The 19,682-nt window shown below is 65.9% G+C and carries 15 protein-coding genes; 13 read left to right on the top strand and 2 right to left on the bottom strand.

Annotated features, from left to right (window positions below; translation table 11 throughout):
• The first annotated feature begins 18 nt into the window (after window positions 1-18).
• The 13 genes from pnp to AC56LY_RS12625 all read left to right on the top strand — a co-directional run bounded on the left by pnp (window position 19) and on the right by AC56LY_RS12625 (window position 17,916).
• On the top strand, window positions 19-2,121 hold the full coding sequence (pnp, locus tag AC56LY_RS12685; protein WP_183555351.1) for a polyribonucleotide nucleotidyltransferase: 2,103 nt from the start codon (window positions 19-21) through the stop codon (window positions 2,119-2,121).
• 106 nt (window positions 2,122-2,227) lie between these two features.
• Entirely contained in the window at window positions 2,228-3,496 is a 1,269-nt protein-coding gene (locus tag AC56LY_RS12680; protein WP_499579969.1) for a DUF1444 domain-containing protein, read from the top strand.
• A gap of 252 nt (window positions 3,497-3,748) precedes the next feature.
• A complete protein-coding gene (locus AC56LY_RS12675; protein ID WP_499579965.1) occupies window positions 3,749-5,605 on the top strand; it encodes an ABC transporter ATP-binding protein/permease in 1,857 nt (618 codons plus the stop codon).
• Window positions 5,606-5,734: 129 nt separating this feature from the next.
• Window positions 5,735-6,091 (top strand): cation efflux protein, CzcI family, encoded by a 357-nt coding sequence (locus tag AC56LY_RS12670; protein ID WP_499579963.1) that lies wholly within the window; start codon window positions 5,735-5,737, stop codon window positions 6,089-6,091.
• 82 nt (window positions 6,092-6,173) lie between these two features.
• Window positions 6,174-7,451 (top strand): TolC family protein, encoded by a 1,278-nt coding sequence (locus AC56LY_RS12665; protein WP_499579960.1) that lies wholly within the window; start codon window positions 6,174-6,176, stop codon window positions 7,449-7,451.
• Entirely contained in the window at window positions 7,448-8,629 is a 1,182-nt protein-coding gene (locus AC56LY_RS12660) for an efflux RND transporter periplasmic adaptor subunit (RefSeq protein ID WP_499579956.1), read from the top strand. The genes AC56LY_RS12665 and AC56LY_RS12660 overlap by 4 nt, the downstream gene beginning before the upstream one ends.
• On the top strand, window positions 8,619-11,795 hold the full coding sequence (locus AC56LY_RS12655; protein ID WP_499579953.1) for an efflux RND transporter permease subunit: 3,177 nt from the start codon (window positions 8,619-8,621) through the stop codon (window positions 11,793-11,795). The genes AC56LY_RS12660 and AC56LY_RS12655 overlap by 11 nt, the downstream gene beginning before the upstream one ends.
• Window positions 11,796-11,922: 127 nt before the next feature.
• Window positions 11,923-12,789 (top strand): STAS domain-containing protein, encoded by an 867-nt coding sequence (locus tag AC56LY_RS12650; RefSeq protein ID WP_499579949.1) that lies wholly within the window; start codon window positions 11,923-11,925, stop codon window positions 12,787-12,789.
• Window positions 12,790-12,799: 10 nt separating this feature from the next.
• Window positions 12,800-13,156, top strand: coding sequence for an STAS domain-containing protein (locus tag AC56LY_RS12645; RefSeq protein WP_183555342.1), 357 nt, complete (start codon window positions 12,800-12,802; stop codon window positions 13,154-13,156).
• A complete protein-coding gene (locus AC56LY_RS12640) occupies window positions 13,156-13,623 on the top strand; it encodes an anti-sigma regulatory factor (protein ID WP_499579946.1) in 468 nt (155 codons plus the stop codon). Before AC56LY_RS12645 ends, AC56LY_RS12640 begins: the two co-directional genes overlap by 1 nt.
• Window positions 13,611-14,639, top strand: coding sequence for an ATP-binding SpoIIE family protein phosphatase (locus AC56LY_RS12635; protein WP_499579942.1), 1,029 nt, complete (start codon window positions 13,611-13,613; stop codon window positions 14,637-14,639). Before AC56LY_RS12640 ends, AC56LY_RS12635 begins: the two co-directional genes overlap by 13 nt.
• Window positions 14,636-16,012, top strand: a complete 1,377-nt coding sequence (locus AC56LY_RS12630; RefSeq protein WP_499579940.1) for an ATP-binding protein — start codon at window positions 14,636-14,638, stop codon at window positions 16,010-16,012. Before AC56LY_RS12635 ends, AC56LY_RS12630 begins: the two co-directional genes overlap by 4 nt.
• The gene (locus AC56LY_RS12625) at window positions 16,009-17,916 is read left to right on the top strand and encodes an ATP-binding response regulator (RefSeq protein ID WP_499579938.1); all 1,908 of its coding nucleotides are present in this window, start codon (window positions 16,009-16,011) and stop codon (window positions 17,914-17,916) included. Before AC56LY_RS12630 ends, AC56LY_RS12625 begins: the two co-directional genes overlap by 4 nt.
• Window positions 17,917-17,923: 7 nt before the next feature.
• On the opposite strand, the gene modC is transcribed toward AC56LY_RS12625, so the two are convergent.
• Both modC and modB read right to left on the bottom strand, forming a co-directional pair.
• Window positions 17,924-19,000, bottom strand: a complete 1,077-nt coding sequence (gene modC, locus AC56LY_RS12620; RefSeq protein WP_499579935.1) for a molybdenum ABC transporter ATP-binding protein — start codon at window positions 18,998-19,000, stop codon at window positions 17,924-17,926.
• Window positions 18,997-19,680, bottom strand: a complete 684-nt coding sequence (modB, locus tag AC56LY_RS12615) for a molybdate ABC transporter permease subunit (RefSeq protein WP_499579930.1) — start codon at window positions 19,678-19,680, stop codon at window positions 18,997-18,999. The genes modC and modB overlap by 4 nt, the downstream gene beginning before the upstream one ends.
• Window positions 19,681-19,682: the final 2 nt, after the last annotated feature.

Here is a 19,682-nt window from a genome sequence, read left to right as displayed (position 1 = left end):
AAATGAAAGGGATACCCCATGTTTAACAAAGTTACGAAAACCTTCCAGTACGGTCAACACACTGTCACCCTGGAGACGGGCGAAATCGCGCGCCAGGCAAGCGGCGCCGTCGTGGTGTCGGTCGAAGATACCGTCGTGCTGGCAACCGTGGTCGCACGCAAGGATGCCAAGCCGGGTCAGGACTTCTTCCCGCTGACCGTCGACTACCTCGAGAAAACGTATGCTGCGGGTAAAATCCCGGGCGGTTTCTTCAAGCGCGAAGGCCGTCCTTCCGAAAAAGAAACGCTCACCTCGCGTCTGATCGACCGTCCAATCCGTCCGCTGTTCCCGGAAGGCTACCTGAACGAAGTCCAGGTCATCATCCACGTGCTGTCGGTCAACCCTGAAATCGATCCGGACATCCCTGCGATGATCGGCGCTTCGGCCGCCCTGTGCATCGCCGGTATCCCGTTCAGCGGCCCTATCGGTGCCGCGCGCGTCGGCTACGCGAATGGCCAGTACATCCTGAACCCGACCACCACCGAGCTGAAGACTTCGCAGATGGACCTGGTCGTGGCCGGCACCGAAACCGCCGTCCTGATGGTCGAGTCGGAAGCCAAGCAACTGTCCGAAGAAATCATGCTGGGCGCCGTCGTGTTCGGCCATGACCAGATGAAAGTCGTGATCGATGCGATCCACGACCTGGTCGCCGAAGGCGGCAAGCCGGAAGTCGAATGGGCGCCGGCGCCAAAGAACGAAGAACTGATCGCCCGTATCGGCGAACTGGCCGGCGCGAAAGTGCGCGATGCATACCAGACCCGCGAAAAATCGGCGCGTCAGCAAAAGCTGAAGTCGCTGTCGTCGGAAGTCATGGCTGAGCTGAGCGCCGCTGGCGTGACGGCCGATTCGGGCGACGTCGGCAACATCCTGTTCGACATGGAAGCCAAGGTCGTGCGTTCGCAGATTCTCGAAGGCGAGCCACGCATCGACGGTCGCGACACCCGCACCGTGCGTCCGATCTCGATCCGTTCGAGCGTCCTGCCACGCACCCACGGTTCGGCCCTGTTTACCCGCGGTGAAACGCAGGCGCTGGTCGTTGCCACGCTGGGCACTGCACGCGACAGCCAGAAGATCGACGCGCTGATGGGCGAGTACACCGACTCGTTCATGATGCACTACAACATGCCTCCGTTCGCCACCGGCGAAACCGGTCGCGTCGGCACGCCGAAGCGCCGCGAAGTCGGTCACGGCCGTCTGGCCAAGCGCGCGCTGATCGCTGCGCTGCCGGATCCGGAAGACTTCAGCTACTCGGTGCGCCTGGTCTCGGAAATCACCGAGTCGAACGGTTCGTCGTCGATGGCCTCGGTCTGCGGCGGCTGCCTGGCACTGATGGACGCTGGCGTGCCGATGAAATCGCACGTGGCCGGTATCGCCATGGGCCTGATCAAGGAAGGCGGCAAGTTCGCCGTGCTGTCGGACATCCTGGGCGATGAAGATCACCTGGGCGACATGGACTTCAAGGTGGCCGGTACCGCAGCAGGCATCACCGCGCTGCAGATGGACATCAAGATCCAGGGCATCACCAAGGAAATCATGCAGGTGGCACTGGCGCAAGCCAAAGAAGGCCGTCACCACATCCTGGGCGAAATGCAGAAGGCCATGCCAACCGTGAAGACCGAACTGTCGGACTTCGCGCCACGCCTGATCACCATCCGCATCAATCCGGAGAAGATCCGTGACGTCATCGGCAAGGGCGGCGCCGTCATCCGCGCGCTGACCGAAGAGACCGGCACCCAGATCGACATCAGCGACGAAGGCGTGGTCACGATCGCGTCGGTCGACGCTGCCGCCGGCCAGGAAGCCAAGCGCCGCATCGAAGAGCTGACCGCATCGGTCGAAGTGGGCAAGACCTACGACGGCACCGTGCTGAAACTGCTGGACTTCGGCGCGATCGTCCAGGTCATGCCAGGCAAGGATGGCCTGCTGCACATCTCGCAGATCGCCAACGAGCGTGTCAACGCTGTTGCCGACTACCTGAAAGAAGGCCAGCAAGTGCGCGTCAAGGTCCTCGAGACCGACGAGCGCGGTCGTCTGAAGCTGTCGATGAAGGCCGCTGATCCGGTCGAAGGCGCAGCAGTGTAATCACGCTGCAATCTGAAAAAACCGCCAGCGCGTGAGCCTGGCGGTTTTTTTACGCCCGTATGCGCGAGAAAATCGGGCGGCGCCGCCTTCTTGACGAAAGGGATCGATGTGCTATGCAAGGCGATTCGACGCCGGCAATCCGATACGCTACATTCGTGGATCACCACGATCAAGGCGCGCCATGCTGACACTCTTCCAGTTCAAGCCATCCCTGAAAAAGTTCGCACAGGCGCTGATGGCGCATGCGCAGCGCAGCAGCTTTGCACATCCGATGCATTTTGATGCGGACCGGGCACGCATCCTCACCGGTGCAAACGGCGACCAGATCGTCAATCTCGCCAACCTGCACAAACAATACCGAGATGCTGCGCGCGCCGATCGCCCGCGCTTTCTCGAGATGTGCATGGCCATCTTGCGCGACACCTCGCTTCCGCAGCGTTTCGAGGATGTCAGGGCCAACCTGCTGCCGGCCGTTCGGGCGCGCTCGTACGCCGAGTCGCTACGTCTGTCGGCACGTTTTGCGGGAACGGCATTGCCTGGTACGTCCGCGGCGCCACTTGGCGAGGATGTCGTGACCGTGATTGTCGTCGATGACGCCGATTCGATGAGTATCGTGACTGCAACGCAGCTCGATGCATGGGGGGTGTCGTTTGCGGTGGCATTGGATATGGCGCTCGATCATCTGCGTGGCATGCCGGGTGGCGGATTCGTACGCAACCCCGATGGCGTGATGGTCGGCGACTGGAACGATGCCTACGACTCGTCGCGCCTTCTGCTGCCAGACGTGATCCACCGCGCCGGCATCAGCGACCCGGTCGTGATGATTCCCACGCGCGACAGCATCTTGCTGGCCCCGGCTGGAGATCGCCGTGCGTTACTGGCCATGCTTGCCCTGGCCCACACTGCCAGTGAAGAGCAGGGCCGCACGGTATCGGCGGCGATGTACCATTTTCGGAACGGCAGCGCACAAACCTATATGCCTGAAGACGAGGAAGTTGCACGCGGCCTGGCCCAATTGCGCCAACGCTATCTGGCCGAAGACTATGCGGCCCAGAAAACACTTCTCGACGATCTGCATGAAAAGCACGACCTCGACTTGTTTGTCGCGAGCTTCATGCTGGCACAAGACAACCATGCGCGCCAGGAATTCAGCCTCTGTACCTGGTCAGAGGGTGTCGATGCGCTGCTTCCCAAAGCAGACAGGATCGCCCTGGTACGCTTCAATGAGCAGGGGGAGGCGCAGCGTGCCGGCACCTATGACTGGAATACGGTGAGCGCGGTCGCGGGGCACTTGATGACACCACAGCCCGACACCTACCCGATCCGCTACCGCGTGACGCAGTTTCCCGACCTGGCCCTGCTGGAAGCGCATTGACGGCACATCCGTCAATTGGCCGGTCGCCTTCGATGTTGCTTCCCATAAGGATTCCATCAAGATAGTGTAGTTATGTCTGTTTCCGCACGGATTATTTGCTGACACGACCGTATGCTGCGTACGTGAACTGGGTAAATACAGTTCGCAGGTTTGCCGACATCGGCGTCAATCGCTGCCGATGCCAGCACGAATCAACGTACTACCGGACGCGTTTTCGTGGTCGGACGCGCCGGGAACAGGCATTGCAGAATCATGACGGACCATACACAGACGCTTGACGAGGGAACGCCACGCGGCATTCCTGGCAACACGAAGAAAAAGCGCAGAGGCCCGCCCTTGTCGGTAGCAGCGTGGAAGCAGTTCGTCAGCGTCGCCAAGCCGTACTGGCTAGGTGATGAGCGCAAGCGGGCCTGGCTGCTGCTCGCGCTGTTGATCGTGCTGATGCTGGTCGAAACCAAGCTCGCCGTGATGCTCAACGACCAGGCCGGCGAGCTGACCTCGGCGCTGGCCGGCAAGGACCGCAACCGCTTCTGGGGCGCGGTCCAGGCCTGCCTGATCGTGCTCGCGTTCGCCGTGCCGATCTACGCGTTCTACTACTACATGCGCGATCTGTTCGCCAACAAGTGGCGCCGCTGGCTGACGCGGCGCTTTCTCGATGGTTACGTGGGCGGCCGCAAATACTACGAGCTGGGCTCGAACCAGGAGATCGACAATCCTGACCAGCGTATCTGCGAGGATGTGAACACGTTCACCGGCCGCTCCGTTCACTTCATGCTGATCTTCCTGGGTTCGCTGATGCAGCTGGTGGCCTTCAGCGCGGTGCTGTGGTCGATCTCGCACGTGCTGGTGGCCGTGCTGGTGGGGTATGCGCTTCTGGGCACGATGACTGCGCTGGTCGTTTTCGGCAATCCGCTCATTCACCTGAATTTCTGGCAGTTGCGGCGCGAAGCCGATTTCCGCTTTAGCCTGATTCGCCTGCGGGAGAATGCCGAATCGATCGCGTTCTATGGCGGCGAAGCGCAGGAGCGCGCGCACATCGACAGCAAGTTCAACAAGGTCATCCATAACTTTTCGCGCCTGATCAAGAAGCAGCGCGCGCTCAACCTGTTCCAGCGCACCTTCAGCCAGCTCACGCTGGTGCTGCCGTTCGTGATCTTGGCCGATGCCGTTCTCTCGGGCGAGCTCGAAGTGGGGCGCGCGGTGCAGGCAGCTGGCGCGTTCACGGCGGTGCTGGCGGCGGTCGGCGTCATCGTCGACAACTTCGAAAGCCTGAGCCGTTTCGTTGCGGGCATCGGCCGCCTGCAGACTTTGTCCATGCATGTGATGCCCGAGCCGCCGGCCGGCAATCCGTGCGACACGCAGGCGCGCATCACACGCACGCCTGGCGACCATCTGGCACTCGAGTCACTGACGCTGTGCCCGCCGCAGTCCGACCGCGTGCTGATCAAGGATTTGACGCTGTCGCTGAAGCCGGGCGACGCGTTGCTGATCAACGGCGACAGCGGGTGCGGCAAGAGCTCGCTGCTGCGCGCCATTGCGGGGCTCTGGAACAAGGGCAGCGGGGTGATTCATCATCCGCCGCGCGAAGATTTCTTCTTCCTGCCGCAGCAGCCGTATCTGCAGCCGGGCACCTTGCGCAGCCAGCTCATCTATCCAAGCACCCGCACGACGCTGAGCGACGCGCAGCTGACCGACATCCTCGAGCAGGTGCACCTGCCGTACCTGGCCGGGCGCGTCGGAGGTCTCGACGCCATCCTCGACTGGGAAAAGCTGCTGTCGATCGGCGAGCAGCAGCGCCTGGCATTCGGCCGCGTACTGGTGCACGAGCCGGCCATCGTGATCCTGGACGAAGCCACCAGCGCGTTAGACTCTGCCAACGAATCGTCGCTGTACAAGCGCCTGCGCGACAAGGGCACGACGCTGGTCAGCGTCGCGCACCGCGCCGGCGTGCTGCGCCACCATACCCATGTGCTGTGGCTGACGGGCGACGGCGGCTGGGAAGTGCATGCTGCGGCCGATTATCAGTTCGATGTGCCGGTGCCTGCGCGCAGCAGCGCCCAGGAAGTGCAGTCTGGGTTGCAGTCGCGTGCGAGCGTGCTGGTCGGTTAAGCGGGGCCTGCCAGCAACGCGTATGGCGCGGCGGGACGATAATCCTTGACCCTCCAGCCGCTACAGGGTATTTAATGGCATCTGGCGCGCGATCATCCGGTCGCGTGCCATTCGACAATGACCGATCCGATGCGCCGTCTTTTCCTCATCCTGCTGCTGTTCGCCATGCCCTTCCAGGCTGCCTGGGCGGCGGGTGCTGCCTATTGCACGCACAATGAAAAAACGATGCACCCGGGCCACCACACCCACAAGCATTCGTCCTCGACCGCGTCGTCGTCCCCGGCGTCAAGCCAGGATGACGCCAGCCCGTCCGACCCCTGCAACGACTGCGACGCCTGCCACCACCTGTCGGCCAGTGCGGTGCTGTCGTCACAACCCAATCTGCCCCTGCCCAAGGGTGCGCCGCACCTGCGCGGCGAAACCCGGCGCTACGTCTCGCACGTGCCCGACCTGATTCCGCCACCCGACCGCCTGCTGCGCATCTAGCGCGGCGAACCTCCATCGCCGGCCCGCCACGCGCGGCCGCCCGATTGCCTTCGCCGGACATTCACCCGTTCGGAGCACCATCATGAAACACCGTTTGACACCGCCGCTGGCGGCGCTCGCTCTTGCGTGCGCGCTGGCCTCCATTGGCCTGCCGCTGGCAGCCCAGGCTGCGCCCATGGCCGCCGTGGCCGCCCCCACGCAGCCCTTGACGCTCGACGCCGCCATCGCGCTGGCCCTGCGTTTGAATCCGACGCTGCGCGCGGCCGGTCAGGAAGTCGCCGCGCAACAGGGCGCTCTGGCCCAGGCCGGGGCGCGACCCAATCCCGAACTCGAGCTGCTGCGCGAGGGCGAACGCAGCGACAACCGCACGCTCACGGCGCTCCTGACCATTCCGGTGGAACTGGGTGGCAAGCGCGCTGCGCGCATGGATGTGGCGCGCCAGGAAAGCCAGCTGGCGGCGCTGGCGCTGAACGCCGAACAGGCGCGCGTGCGCGCCGATGTGATTGCCGCGTTTTACGACGTCGTGGCGGCGCTGGCGCGTGAACGCATGGCGCAGGAACTGGTGCATCTCGCGGGCCGCGCACTGGACGCCGCCGGCAAGCGGGTCGATGCCGGTACCTTGTCGCCCGTCGAGCAAACCCGCGCCCGCGTGGCGCAGGGGGGAGCGCGCATCGAGGCGCTGCAGGCGGCGCGCACGCTGGAAGCCGCGCGGTTCCAGCTCGCGGCCCTGTGGGCGGGTGAGGCGCGCGGGCTCGTCGTCGTCGAGCCGGACGCCGTCACGCTGCCCGCGCTGCCGCCGCTGGACGGCTTGCTGGCGCAACTGGACACTGCACCCGGCATGCGCCAGGCTGGCGCACATCTGAAGCACAGACAGGCGCTGGCCAGGCTCGAACAGGCGCGCCGTACGCCGGACGTCAACGTGATCGTCGGCGCACAGCGGGAAGGGCCAGATGCTCGAAACCGCACTGTGCTGGGTCTGTCGGTGCCGCTGCCGCTGTTCAACCGCAACGACGGCGCCGTCCTCGATGCGCTGCGCCGCGTCGACAAGGCGCAGGACGAACAGGCTGCGCAAGGCGCCCGTCTGCGCGCCGAACTGGGCCAGGCCCATGCGCGCCTTGGCACGGCGCTGGCCGAATGCGCGCTGATCGCCACCGAGATTTTGCCCGGTGCGCAGGATGCGCAGCGCGCCGCCAGCCGCGGTTTCGCGCTCGGCAAGTTCGGCCTGATCGACGTGCTCGACGCCCAGCGCGTGCTGGCGCAATCCACCCAACAATACCTCAATGCCGTCGCCGAAAGCCATCGCGCGCACGCCGATATCGCACGCCTGCTGGGACAAGCAGCGGTGCAGGAGAACCCATGAACAAGCAGCAAACACGCATCATCGTCATCATGCTGGCCATCGCGCTGGCACTTGCCGCCTTTGTCCTGCTGCGCGACCGCGCGCAGCAGGCGGGCGAGGAGCACGCTGAACAGGTCGAACACGCCGAAGAAAAAGAAGAAACGCACGCCGACGACGGCGTCATTCACTTCACGCCCAACCAGATCACGGTGGCCGACATCACGGTTGCCACGGCCGGCCCGAAGCACCTGGACACCTTCATCCGCATGCCGGGCCAGATCGCGCTGAACGAAGACCGCACTGCCCACGTCACGCCGCGCGCGGCCGGCTCGGTGCGCGACGTCAGCGCCGACCTGGGCCAGCAGGTACGCAAGGATCAGATCCTTGCCAGCATCGCCAGCGCCGACATCGCCGGCCAGCGCGGCGCGCTGACGGCGGCGCAGAAACGGGTCGACTATGCGCGCAGGATTGTGGCGACCGAGCGCACGCTATGGGAAGAAAAGATCACGGCGCGTCAGGATCTGCTGAAAGCCGAGCAGGAACTGACCGAGGCCGAAGTCGCGCGCGACACCGTGCGCCAGCAGTTGCAGGCGCTCGGCGCCGCCGGTGGTGGCGGCTCGAGTCTGCTCGCCATCCGCGCGCCGTTTGACGGCATCATCGTCGAAAAGCACATCACGCTCGGCGAAGTAGTGGGCGCCGATACGCGCGTGTTCACGCTGACCGACCTGTCGACCGTGTGGGCCGACGTCGTGGTGCCGGCTCGCGACCTGGACATCGTGCGCGTCGGCACGACCGCAGTGATCCGTTCGATTGCATCAAGCACGACCGCGCCCGGCAAGGTGAGTTTCGTCAGTTCGCTGGTGGGCGAGGCATCGCGCTCGGCCAAGGCACGCGTGGTGCTGGCCAATCCGGGCACCGCCTGGCGGCCTGGCCTGGCCGTAAACGTCGACATCGTGACCGGCTCGAGCGACGTGCCGGTGGCCGTTGCGCGCGAAGCGATCCAGACCGTCGATACGCGCCAGGTGGTCTACAAGCGCGTCAAGGAAGGCTTCATCGCGCAACCCGTCAGCACCGGGCGCGCGGATGCACGCTTCATCGAGATCACGGCCGGCCTGAATCCGGGCGACACCTACGCTGCCAGCGGCAGCTTCACGATCAAGGCCGAACAGGGCAAGGGCGAGGCCAGTCATGAACACTGACCTGCACCCCGTCACCTGGTTCGACCGCCTCATTACGCTCAGTATCGAGCGGCGCTGGCTCGTGCTGCTGGCCGTGCTGGCGATGGCGGCCATCGGCATCTACAATTATGGGCGCCTGCCGATCGACGCCGTGCCCGACGTGACCAACGTCCAGGTGCAGATCAACACGGCGGCGCCGGGCTACTCGCCACTCGAGGTCGAGCAGCGCATCACCTATCCGGTCGAGGCGGTGCTGGCCGGTCTGCCGCACCTGGAAACCTACCGCTCGCTGTCGCGCTACGGCCTGTCGCAGGTGACGGTGGTGTTCGACGAGGGCACCGACATCCACTTCGCGCGCCAGCTCGTGAGCCAGCGCCTGCAGGATGCGCGCGAAAACCTGCCGGCCGGCGTGGTGCCGGCGCTGGGCCCGATCGCGACGGGCCTGAGTGAAATCTACCAATGGACCGTTGAGACCGAGCCGGGTGCGAAAAAGCCCGATGGCACGCCTTACACGCCGACCGACCTGCGCGAGATCCAGGACTGGATCATCAAGCCGCAACTGCGCACGGTGCCGGGTGTCACCGACATCAACTCCATCGGCGGCTTCGACAAGGAATACCTGGTGGCCCCGAACACGGCCACGCTGTCGTCGTACGGGCTGGAACTGATCGACATCGTGCATGCGCTCGAGCGCAACAACAGCAATGTCGGCGCCGGCTACATCGAGCGCGAGGGCGAGCAGTACCTGGTGCGCGCACCGGGCCAGGCCGCGTCCATCGACGACATCGGCAACATCGTCGTCACCAGTGTCAATGGCATCCCGGTGCGCGTGCGCGACGTGGCCGAAGTGGGCATCGGGCGCGAATTGCGCACCGGTGCGGCCACCGAAAACGGCGTCGAGGTGGTGCTGGGCACCGTGGTCATGCTGATCGGCGAGAACAGCCGCAAGGTGGCGCAGGCAGTCGATGCGCGCATGCTCGAGATCAATCGCAGCCTGCCCAAGGGCGTCAAGGCGGTGACCGTGTACGACCGCACGGTGCTGGTCGAAAAGGCGATTGCCACCGTGCGCAAGAACCTCGTCGAGGGTGCGATCCTGGTCATCGCCGTGCTGTTTTTCTTTCTGGGGAACCTGCGCGCGGCGCTGCTGACCGCGCTGGTGATTCCGCTGGCGATGCTGTTTACGTTCTCCGGCATGGTGGCCGGCGGCGTCAGTGCCAACCTGCTCAGCCTGGGGGCGCTGGACTTCGGCATCATCGTCGACGGCGCCGTCGTCATCGTCGAGAACTGCGTGCGCCGGCTGGCCGGCGCCCAGTACCGGCTCGGGCGCCTGCTCACGCGCGAAGAACGCTTTGCCGAAGTCTTCGCCGCCGCGCGCGAAGCCAGGCGGCCCCTGATCTACGGGCAGCTGATCATCATGATCGTGTACCTGCCGATCTTTGCGCTCACCGGCATCGAGGGCAAGATGTTCCACCCGATGGCGTTTACGGTGGTGTTCGCGCTGCTGGGCGCGATGATCCTGTCGGTGACGTTCGTGCCGGCCGCCGTGGCGCTGTTCATCGGCCGCAAGGTCGACGAAAAGGACAGCCGCGTCATGCTGGCCGCGCGCCGCTGGTATGCGCCGGCGCTCGACTACGCACTGGCCAACCGCATCGTGGTGATGGTGTTCGCCGGCCTGGTGATCGCTCTGGCGGTGCTGATGGCCACGCGCCTGGGCCTGGAGTTCGCGCCGAATCTCGACGAAGGCGACATGGCCGTGCTGACGGTGCGCGTGCCGGGCACGAGCCTGACCCAGTCGGTCAGGATGCAGCAGCAGATCGAGACGACCCTGATGCGCGAGGTGCCCGAAATTGCGCGCGTGTTCGCCCGCATCGGCACCGCTGAAATTGCGTCCGACCCGATGCCGCCCAGCGTGGCCGACAGCTACATCATTTTCAAGCCCGAATCCGCGTGGCCCAGGCCGAAGCGCTCGCGCGCCGCCGTGCAAGAGGCGATCCGCAAGGCGCTCGAACGCCTGCCCGGCAACAGCTACGAATTCAGCCAGCCGATCCAGCTGCGTGTGAACGAGTTGATTTCGGGGGTACGCAGCGACGTCGCCGTCAAGCTGTTCGGCGACGACCTGGCGGTACTCGAAGCGACTGCCAGCCAGATCGCGGCCAGCCTGCGCACGGTCGCCGGCGCGGCCGAGGTGCAGGTCGAGGCGACATCCGGCCTGCCGATCCTGCAGATCCGGGTCGACCGCGAGCGCGCCGCGCGCATGGGCCTGAACATCGGCGACGTGCAGGAAATGATCGCGACCGCCACCGCCGGACGCGTGGCCGGCACGCTGTTCGAGGGCGACCGCCGCTTCGACATCGTCGTGCGCCTGCCGGAAGACATGCGCTCTGACATCGACGCGCTGCGCCGGCTGCCGGTGGCCTTGCCCGGCACGAAGGAGGGCGGGCACAGCTTCATCACGCTGGGCGAAATCGCCACCTTCGACGTCTCGCCTAGCCCAAACCAGCTCAGTCGCGAAGAAGGCAAGCGCCGCGTGGTCATCACTGCCAACGTGCGCGGGCGCGACATCGGCTCGTTCGTCGCGGCGGCGCAGGCGCGCATCGCGCAGGATGTACGCATCCCGCCCGGCTACTGGACGGCCTGGGGTGGCCAGTTCGAGCACCTGACGACGGCCGCCGAGCGCCTGCGCCTGATCGTGCCTGCCTCGCTGCTGCTCGTGTTCGTGCTGCTGTACCTGGTCTTCAACAATCTGCGCGACGGGCTGCTGGTCTTCACCGGGATCCCGTTCGCACTGGCCGGCGGCGTCGCGGCGCTGTGGGCGCGCGGCATTCCGCTGTCGATGTCGGCGGCGGTAGGCTTCATCGCGCTGTCGGGGGTGGCGGTGCTCAATGGCCTAGTGCTGATCGCCTTCATTCGCAGCCTGCGCGAGGAGGGCATGCTGCTGCCCGAGGCGGTGCGCCATGGCGCCCTGGCGCGCCTGCGCCCGGTGCTGATGACGGCGCTGGTCGCTTCGCTCGGGTTCGTGCCGATGGCGCTGGCAACCGGCACCGGCGCCGAGGTCCAGCGCCCGCTCGCCACGGTGGTCATCGGCGGGGTGCTGTCGTCGACCGTGCTGACCCTGTTATTGCTGCCGGTGCTGTATGAATGGGCCCATCGCGCAGGTCTGCGCAGGGGATGCAAAAATATCCTCTAGTCAACAGAACAATGCCGATTGTCTACATCGGAAATGGTATAGTTGGATACTTACGAGCACCCTGCCAAATCAGTCCAAGTTTGATGCAACATTGTGCTGCGCCACTTACTATTTGAGGATACGACAGATGAGCATGAACGATTATGCGGACCGAATCAGCCAGGCGATTCTTGCAGAAGAATCGGGGATTGGCGCAGAATGGCTCGCCCAGCTGGAGTCAATCACGGTGCGCAGCAGCGGCGCGGCGCGCGAGCAGTTGCGCGCGCATTGCCAGCAGCTGCTCAAAGCGTTCGCTGTCGCGACCCGCAGCGGTGAACTCGAGAACATCGAGCACCGTTCCTGGGACGAGGTGCGCGACCTGCTGAGTGAAATCTCGGCCACCCGCGCCAAGGCCGGCTCCACCCCGGCCGAGACGGCAACGCTCGTGTTCTCGCTCAAGCAGCCGCTGTTCGCGCGTCTGCGCGACGTGTTCGAGACCGATGCCGATGGCCTGGCGACGGCCTCCTGGACCGTCAATACGCTGATCGACAAGCTGGGTCTGTTTACGATCGAAGTGTTCCAGAAAACGAAGGACCAGATCATCGTGCGCCAGCAGCAGGAGCTGCTCGAGCTCTCCACGCCGGTGGTCAAGCTGTGGAACGGCATCCTGGCGCTGCCGCTGATCGGTACCCTTGATTCGGCCCGCACCCAGGTGGTGATGGAAAACATCCTGCAAAAGATCGTTGATACGGGCGCCATGATCGCCATCATCGACATCACCGGCGTGCCGACGGTCGACACGCTGGTCGCGCAGCACCTGATGAAAACGATCGCCGCAGCGCGCCTGATGGGCGCCGACTGCATCATCAGCGGCATCCGTCCGCAGATCGCGCAAACCATCGTGCATCTGGGCGTGAACCTGGAAGACGTGATCACCAAGGCCACGCTGGCCGATGCCTTCTTGGTCGCGCTCGAGCGCACCGGCGCGTCGATCATGATCAAGAACGCAGCCTGAGGCGATCGCTATGGAACGTATCCCGATCCTGCGCATGGGTGACCTGCTGCTCGTGACGATCCAGGTCGACATGCACGATCGCCTGGCGATGCAGCTGCAGGATGACCTGACCCAGCGCATTGTCAGCGACAGCGCCAAGGGCGTCCTGATCGACATCTCGGCGCTCGACCTGGTCGACTCGTTTATCGGCCGCATGATCAGCAACACCGCCGCCATGGCGCGCGTGCTCGACGCGCGCACCGTGGTGGTGGGCATGCAGCCGGCGGTAGCGATCACGCTCGTCGAACTCGGCTTGACCCTGCATGGCGTGCAGACGGCGCTCAATGTCGAGAAGGGCATGGCGCTGCTCGGAAAGAGCTATCGATAATGGTCGACGCGCAAACCCGGACGGTGCTGTTTGAAACGCCGTTGCTGGAGCACCGCTGCGCGCAGCGCACCGCCCGCGTGACCTTGCGCCTGCGTACGGATGAAGACGTGGTGGGCGTGCGCAAGCAGGTGCGCGAGCGCGCGGTGGCGATCGGCCTGTCGCTGATCGACCAGACCAAGCTGGTGACGGCGGCAAGCGAACTGGCACGCAATACCATCAAATACGGCGGCGGCGGCGAGGTGCATCTCGATGCTTTCGACGACGGCGCACGCCCTGGCATCGGTCTGTTGTTCGTCGACGACGGCCAGGGCATCCCGAACATCGAGAGCGCACTGCGTGACGGTTTTACCACCGGCGGCGGCCTGGGCCTCGGCCTGGGCGGCTCCAAGCGGCTGGTCGACGAGTTCGACATCGACAGCCGTCCGAAGGAGGGCACCGCGGTGCTGATTATTAAATGGAAACGCTGATCAGTTCTCAGTCGTCGCACTTCGTCTTCAACCTGACCCATGCCAGCGATGTCGCGGCCGTGCGCCGCGCCGGCCAGAAGGTGGCCGACTCGCTGGGCTTCAATGAAGTCAAGGCCGGCCAACTGGCCCTGATCATCACCGAAGCGGCCACCAACATCCTCAAGCACGCCGGCGAAGGCGCGATGCACGTCGGGCCGGCGCAGTCGCCGGCCGGCATCGGCGTGGACGTGCTGGCGCTCGACAAGGGCCCCGGCATCGCCGACATCGACAACTGCCTGCTCGACGGCGTCTCGAGCGCCGGTACCGCCGGCACCGGCCTGGGCGCGCTGGTGCGCCTGTCCGACGAATTCGACGTCTACACAAAGCGCGGCGAGGGCGCTGCGTTCTTCATGCGCCTGTGGCGCGACGAACCGGCCCCGCACCCCAGCGGCGTGGAAGTCGGCGCGCTGTGGGCACCGATTGCCGGCGAAGACGAATGCGGCGACGGCTGGGCCGTTTCGTGCGGCGACGACGGCGCCACCATCCTGGCGTGCGATGGCCTGGGCCACGGCCCGAATGCGGCGGCCGCCACGAACGCGGCGATCGATGCACTGGCCGGGCGCGGTCCGGTCGGCGCCGGCGAAATGGTGCACGCGGCGCACGAGGCGCTGCGCGGCACGCGCGGCGCGGCGCTGGCGGCGGCGCGCATCGATTTCTTCAACGATGAACTGACGTTTGCCGGTGTGGGCAATATCGCCGGCATCGTGATCGACGACGACCGGCGCGCGCTGGTCTCGCACAACGGCATCGTTGGCGCCAACATCCGCAAGGTGCAGGAGTTTGCCGTGCCGTTTCCGGCCGGCGCGCTGTGCATCCTGTGCTCGGACGGCATCCAGACCCAATGGGATCTGCAAAAGTATCCGGGCTTGCACGGGCGCGCACCGGCGCTGATTGCGGCTGTGCTGATGCGCGACTTCATGCGCGGGCGCGACGACGCGATGGTCGTCGTCGTGCGCCGGGTAGCAGGCTTCGCATGACTGCCCTGCGCATCCTCAGCGTCGGCCTGGACCGCGAGCAGGATGTGGTGCTGGTGCGCCAGCGCGCGCGCCAGATTTCGGCCATGCTGGGATTGTCGCAGCAGGACCAGGTACGGGTTGGCACGGCGGTGTCCGAAGTCGCGCGCGGCGCCAGCTACCAGGGGCCCGGCGGGCGCGCCGTGTTCCAGCTATGCGAACGCGACGGACGCCAGCATCTCGAAATCCTGATCAGCGCCGGGCAGCCCCGCAGCGCCGATGCCGGCGACCCGGCTGGCCGCGAGATCGGGACCGAGTCGCTGCGCGACCTGGCGATCGTCACCGCCCATCGCCTGATGGACGCGTGCGAAGTCGATCCGGGCGAAACCGGCGCGACCAGGGTCACGGTGCGCAAGGCGCTGCCGGCGCACGAGCGCATCACGCCGGCGCGCCTGGCTGAAATCGGCGCGCGCCTGGCCGATAGCCCGGACGCCAATGCGGTGCACGAACTGCAGTTGCAGAACCAGGAGCTGCTCTCGACACTGGCCGAGCTGCGCGAGCGCCAGGAAGACCTGATCTCGCTCACGCGCGAGTTAGAGGACACCAACCGCGGCATCGTCGCGCTGTACGCCGAGATCGAAGACAAGGCCGAGCGCCTGCGCCGCGCCGACGAGATGAAGTCGCGCTTCCTGTCCAACACGAGCCACGAACTGCGCACGCCGCTGTCGTCGATCCGCGCGCTGGCCCAGTTGCTTCTCAACCGGATGGATGGCGATCTGACCGAAGAACAGGAGCGCCAGGTGAGCTTCATCGCCACCGCGGCCAATGACTTGTCCGAGCTGGTGAATGACTTGCTCGACCTGGCCAAGATCGAGGCAGGGCGGGTGCAGGTACAGGTCGAGCCGGTGGTGGTCGAGAACCTGTTCCGCGCGCTCAAGGGCATGCTGCGCCCGTTGGTGGACGAGGGCCGCGTCGAACTGGTGTTCGAGCCGTCCGGCGTGCAAGTGCCCTTGCTCTCGGACGAAGGCAAGATTTCGCAGATCCTGCGCAACTTCATTTCGAACGCCCTGAAATTTACCGAGCAGGGGTCAGTGCTGGTGTACGCCGCGCACGATCCCGAAGCCGACACGATCGCGTTTGCCGTGGCCGACACGGGCATCGGCATCAGCCACGAGAACCTGCAACTTATCTTCGAAGAATTCAGCCAGATCGAGCATCCGCTGCAACGGCGCAGCAAGGGCACCGGTCTCGGTCTGCCCCTGTGCCGCAAGCTGGCCGAACTGCTCGGCGGGCGGGTCGATGTGGCCAGCACCGTCGGTGTCGGTTCGACTTTCACCCTGACCCTGCCGCGCAGCCTGGCGCCGACGCCATCAGCATTTGACACCACAGGATCATGAACCCCCATCCTACCCAGATTCTCAACGTTGACGACAACGACGGCGCCCGCTACGCCAAGACCCGCATCCTGCAAAGCGCAGGCTTCGAGGTGCTGGAAGCGGCCAACGGCACCGACGCGCTGGAGATCGTGCGCAAGACCTTGCCGGCGCTGGTGCTGCTCGATGTGAAGCTGCCCGACATCAACGGCATCGAAGTGTGCCGCCGCATCAAGGCCGAGTCGGACATCAGCACGGTCCTGGTGCTGCAGACATCGGCCGCACTGACGGGCCGGGCCGACAAGATCCGCGGCCTGGAAGGCGGCGCCGACAACTATCTTGCCGCGCCGATCGAGGCCGATGAGCTGATTGCCAACGTCAACGCGCTGCTGCGCATGCGCCAGATCCAGGTCGATCTGCGCGACAGCGAAGAGCGCTTCCGCCAGCTGACCGACAATATCGACGACGTGTTCTGGATGTTCTCGGTGCCGGCGCGCGAGGTGGTCTATGTCAGCCCGGCCTACGCCACCGTGTGGGGCCGCAGCGCCGAGGCGCTGGGCCAGCAGCCCGACGACTGGCTGGCCGCCGTGCACCAGGACGACCGCGCACGCATGGCGGCGCGCTGGGAACGCGTGGCGTTCGAAGCCCATTACGACGACGAGTTCCGCATTGCCGGTGCCGACGGTCAGGTGCGCTGGGTGCGCGACCGCGTGTTCCCGGTGCGCGATGCGCGCGGCCAGGTGGTGCGGGTAGCGCGCGTGACCAGCGACATCACGGGCCGGCGCGAAATGGAAGCGCTGCTGCGCGCCGCCGACAGTAACAAGAACCAGTTCCTGGCGACGCTGGCGCACGAGCTGCGCAATCCCCTGAGCCCGATCCGCAACGCGGCCGCGCTGCTGGGCGCCATCGGCGAAGGGTCGGCCGAGCGCCAGGCGCATGCGCGTGACGTGATCACGCGCCAGGTCGACCACCTTGCGCACCTGGTCGACGACCTGCTTGACGTCGCCCGCATCTCCGAAGGCAAGATCGTGCTGCGCAACGAAGAGGTGGAAATCAAGGGCGTGATCGCGCAGGCCATCGAGACGGCGGCGCCGCTGATCAATGCGCGCGGGCACCGCCTGAGCGTGGAACAGCCGGACCACCAGATCTGGGTCTCGGGCGATCCGGTGCGCCTGGCCCAGTCGGTCGGCAACCTGCTGCATAACGCCGCCAAGTTCACGCCGACCGGTGGCGAGATCCACCTGGCCGTGCACGTGACCGGAGGTGAAAACGGACCTGCGCGCGTGTGCATTTCGGTGCGCGACAACGGCATCGGCATCGCCAGGGACAACCTGCCGCGCATCTTCGGCATGTTCACGCAGGTCGAGGTGCCACCGGACCGCGCGCCGGAAGGCCTGGGCATCGGCCTGTCGCTGGTGTCGCACCTGCTCGAACTGCATGGCGGCCACCTGTCGGCCACCAGCGAAGGTATCGGCCTTGGCAGCACGTTCACCGTCGACCTGCCACTGCTGCATGTCGGCGCCGGTGCGGAAGACGCGACGGCGACGCAGGCAACGCCCGAAACGCAAAGTGGCGGCATGCGCGTGCTGCTGGTGGATGACAATGTCGATGCGATGGAGATGATGGGTTTCCTGCTGGCCGAAATGGGTTACGAGGCGCACACCACCGCCGACGCCAACGAGATCGAAGATCTGGCCGCGCGCCACGATCCGCAGGTGATCGTGCTCGATATCGGCTTGCCCGGCGTGGATGGCTATCAGGTCGCGCGCCGGATCAAGAGCAATCCGCAACTGGCGCATATCCGGCTGGTGGCGCATACGGGCTATGGCTCGCCGGAAGACCGGCGCCGCGCTCACGAGGCCGGGTTCGATGCACACCTGGTCAAGCCGGCCGAGTTGTCCGATCTGGAAGCGGCGTTGCGGGGCTGATCCAGGGTCAGGCCAGCAGCGCCACGGCTTTCACCTGCGCCCACACGGCGCCGCCCGGCGCGATCGCCAGTTCGCGCCGCGAACGCTCGGTGATCCGCGCCAGCAGCGCCGTGTCACCGACCAGCAGGCGCACCAGCACCTGGCCGGGCGTGCCGCTCGGGCCGACCGCATCGACCCGCGCCGGCAGGATGTTCGTGATGCTGCTGCCGCGTGGCCGTTCCAGCGCCAGGCTCACATCGCGCGCATGGATGCGGCACCGCACGCTGGTGCCGATGGCGACGTCGCGCTGGCCGACCAGCAGCACACCGCCGGCAAATGCCAGGTGCGACAGGCCATCGGCGTCGTGCGCTTGCAGCTGCGTTTCGATCATCACGCCGGCATCGTCCTGAAAATTCGTCGCCAGGTCCAGCCGCGCGAGCATCGCGCCCAACGGGCCGCTGGCCAGCACGCGGCCTTCTTCCAGCACCACCAGGTGATCGGCCAGACGCGCCACTTCGTCGGCCGCGTGGCTGACATACACGACCGGCAGCGCCAGTTCGTCATGCAAACGCTCGAGGTAGGGCAGGATCTCGAGTTTGCGCCGCATGTCGAGTGCCGCGAGCGGCTCGTCCATCAACAGCAGGCGGGGTGACGCGAGCAGCGTGCGCGCAATGGCCGCGCGCTGGCGCTCGCCGCCTGACAGCGTCGTGGGATTGGCATCGAGCAGGCGTTCGATGCCGAGCAGTTCGGCCACCGTCATCAGATCGAAGTGGCGCTCGGCCGGTTTCAGGCGCTTGCGCCCGAACTCGAGATTGGCGCGCACGGAGAGGTGCGGGAACAGGCTCGCTTCCTGGAACACGTAGCCGATGCCGCGCGCGTGGGTCGGCACAAACACCTTGCGCGCATCGTCCTGCCACACCTCGTCGCCCAGTGCGACGCGGGCGCCGGCCACGCGCTCCAGGCCTGCCAGCACGCGCAGCAACGTGGTCTTGCCGGAGCCCGAGTGCCCGAACAGCGCCGTCACGCCGCGCCCGGGCAGGGCCAGATCGACGTCGAGCTTGAACGCGCCGCGGTCGATGCGGCATGCGAGCGAGATGGGCGTCATCGCTGCGCCCCCCGCATCGACTGCGGATACAGCGTGTACAAGGTAAGCAGCACGACAAAGCTGAACACCAGCATGCCGCCGGCCAGCCAGTGGGCCTGTGCATATTCCATCGCTTCGACATGATCGTAGATTTGCGTGGAGACGACGCGCGTCTTGTCCGGGATGTTCCCGCCGATCATGAGCACGACACCGAATTCGCCGATCGTGTGCGCAAAGCCCAGGATCGCGCCGGTGACGAAGCCGGGTCGCGCCAGCGGCACGACCACCGACCAGAAGGTGTCCCACGGCCCGGCGCGCAGCGTGGCGGCCACTTCAAGCGGGCGTTCACCGATGGCCTCGAACGCGTTCTGCAAGGGCTGCACGACAAAGGGCAGCGAATAGAACACCGAGGCAATCACGAGGCCCGTGAAGGTGAAGGCAAGCGTGCCCAGGCCCAGCGCGCCAGTGAGTTGCCCAAGCGGGCCGTTCGGCCCCATCGCCAGCAGCAGGTAAAAGCCGATCACGGTGGGCGGCAGCACGAGGGGCAGGGCGACGAGCGCGCCGACGACGCGCCTGGCACGCGAGCGGGTGCGCGCGAGCCACCATGCCAGCGGCGTGCCGAACAGCAGCAGCAGCAGCGTGACGAGCGCCGCGAGCTTGAGCGTCAGCCAGATCGCGGCGAAGTCGGACGCGTCCAGCATGT

The organism is Telluria sp. ZT3P25 (assembly GCF_059685895.1).
The sequence above is the reverse complement of the archived record's forward strand: the minus strand, read 5'-3'. Positions and strand labels throughout refer to the sequence as shown.

Excerpts from the sequence above, each read along its gene's own strand:
- AC56LY_RS12655 (WP_499579953.1), top strand. The coding sequence starts at position 8,619 with ATGAACACTGACCTGCACCCCGTCACCTGGTTCGACCGCCTCATTACG.
- pnp (WP_183555351.1), top strand. The coding sequence starts at position 19 with ATGTTTAACAAAGTTACGAAAACCTTCCAGTACGGTCAACACACTGTC.
- modB (WP_499579930.1), bottom strand. The coding sequence starts at position 19,680 with ATGCTGGACGCGTCCGACTTCGCCGCGATCTGGCTGACGCTCAAGCTC.
- AC56LY_RS12660 (WP_499579956.1), top strand. The coding sequence starts at position 7,448 with ATGAACAAGCAGCAAACACGCATCATCGTCATCATGCTGGCCATCGCG.
- AC56LY_RS12635 (WP_499579942.1), top strand. The coding sequence starts at position 13,611 with ATGGAAACGCTGATCAGTTCTCAGTCGTCGCACTTCGTCTTCAACCTG.
- AC56LY_RS12645 (WP_183555342.1), top strand. The coding sequence starts at position 12,800 with ATGGAACGTATCCCGATCCTGCGCATGGGTGACCTGCTGCTCGTGACG.
- modC (WP_499579935.1), bottom strand. The coding sequence starts at position 19,000 with ATGACGCCCATCTCGCTCGCATGCCGCATCGACCGCGGCGCGTTCAAG.
- AC56LY_RS12665 (WP_499579960.1), top strand. The coding sequence starts at position 6,174 with ATGAAACACCGTTTGACACCGCCGCTGGCGGCGCTCGCTCTTGCGTGC.
- AC56LY_RS12630 (WP_499579940.1), top strand. The coding sequence starts at position 14,636 with ATGACTGCCCTGCGCATCCTCAGCGTCGGCCTGGACCGCGAGCAGGAT.
- AC56LY_RS12675 (WP_499579965.1), top strand. The coding sequence starts at position 3,749 with ATGACGGACCATACACAGACGCTTGACGAGGGAACGCCACGCGGCATT.
- AC56LY_RS12640 (WP_499579946.1), top strand. The coding sequence starts at position 13,156 with ATGGTCGACGCGCAAACCCGGACGGTGCTGTTTGAAACGCCGTTGCTG.
- AC56LY_RS12670 (WP_499579963.1), top strand. The coding sequence starts at position 5,735 with ATGCGCCGTCTTTTCCTCATCCTGCTGCTGTTCGCCATGCCCTTCCAG.
- AC56LY_RS12680 (WP_499579969.1), top strand. The coding sequence starts at position 2,228 with ATGTGCTATGCAAGGCGATTCGACGCCGGCAATCCGATACGCTACATT.
- AC56LY_RS12650 (WP_499579949.1), top strand. The coding sequence starts at position 11,923 with ATGAGCATGAACGATTATGCGGACCGAATCAGCCAGGCGATTCTTGCA.
- AC56LY_RS12625 (WP_499579938.1), top strand. The coding sequence starts at position 16,009 with ATGAACCCCCATCCTACCCAGATTCTCAACGTTGACGACAACGACGGC.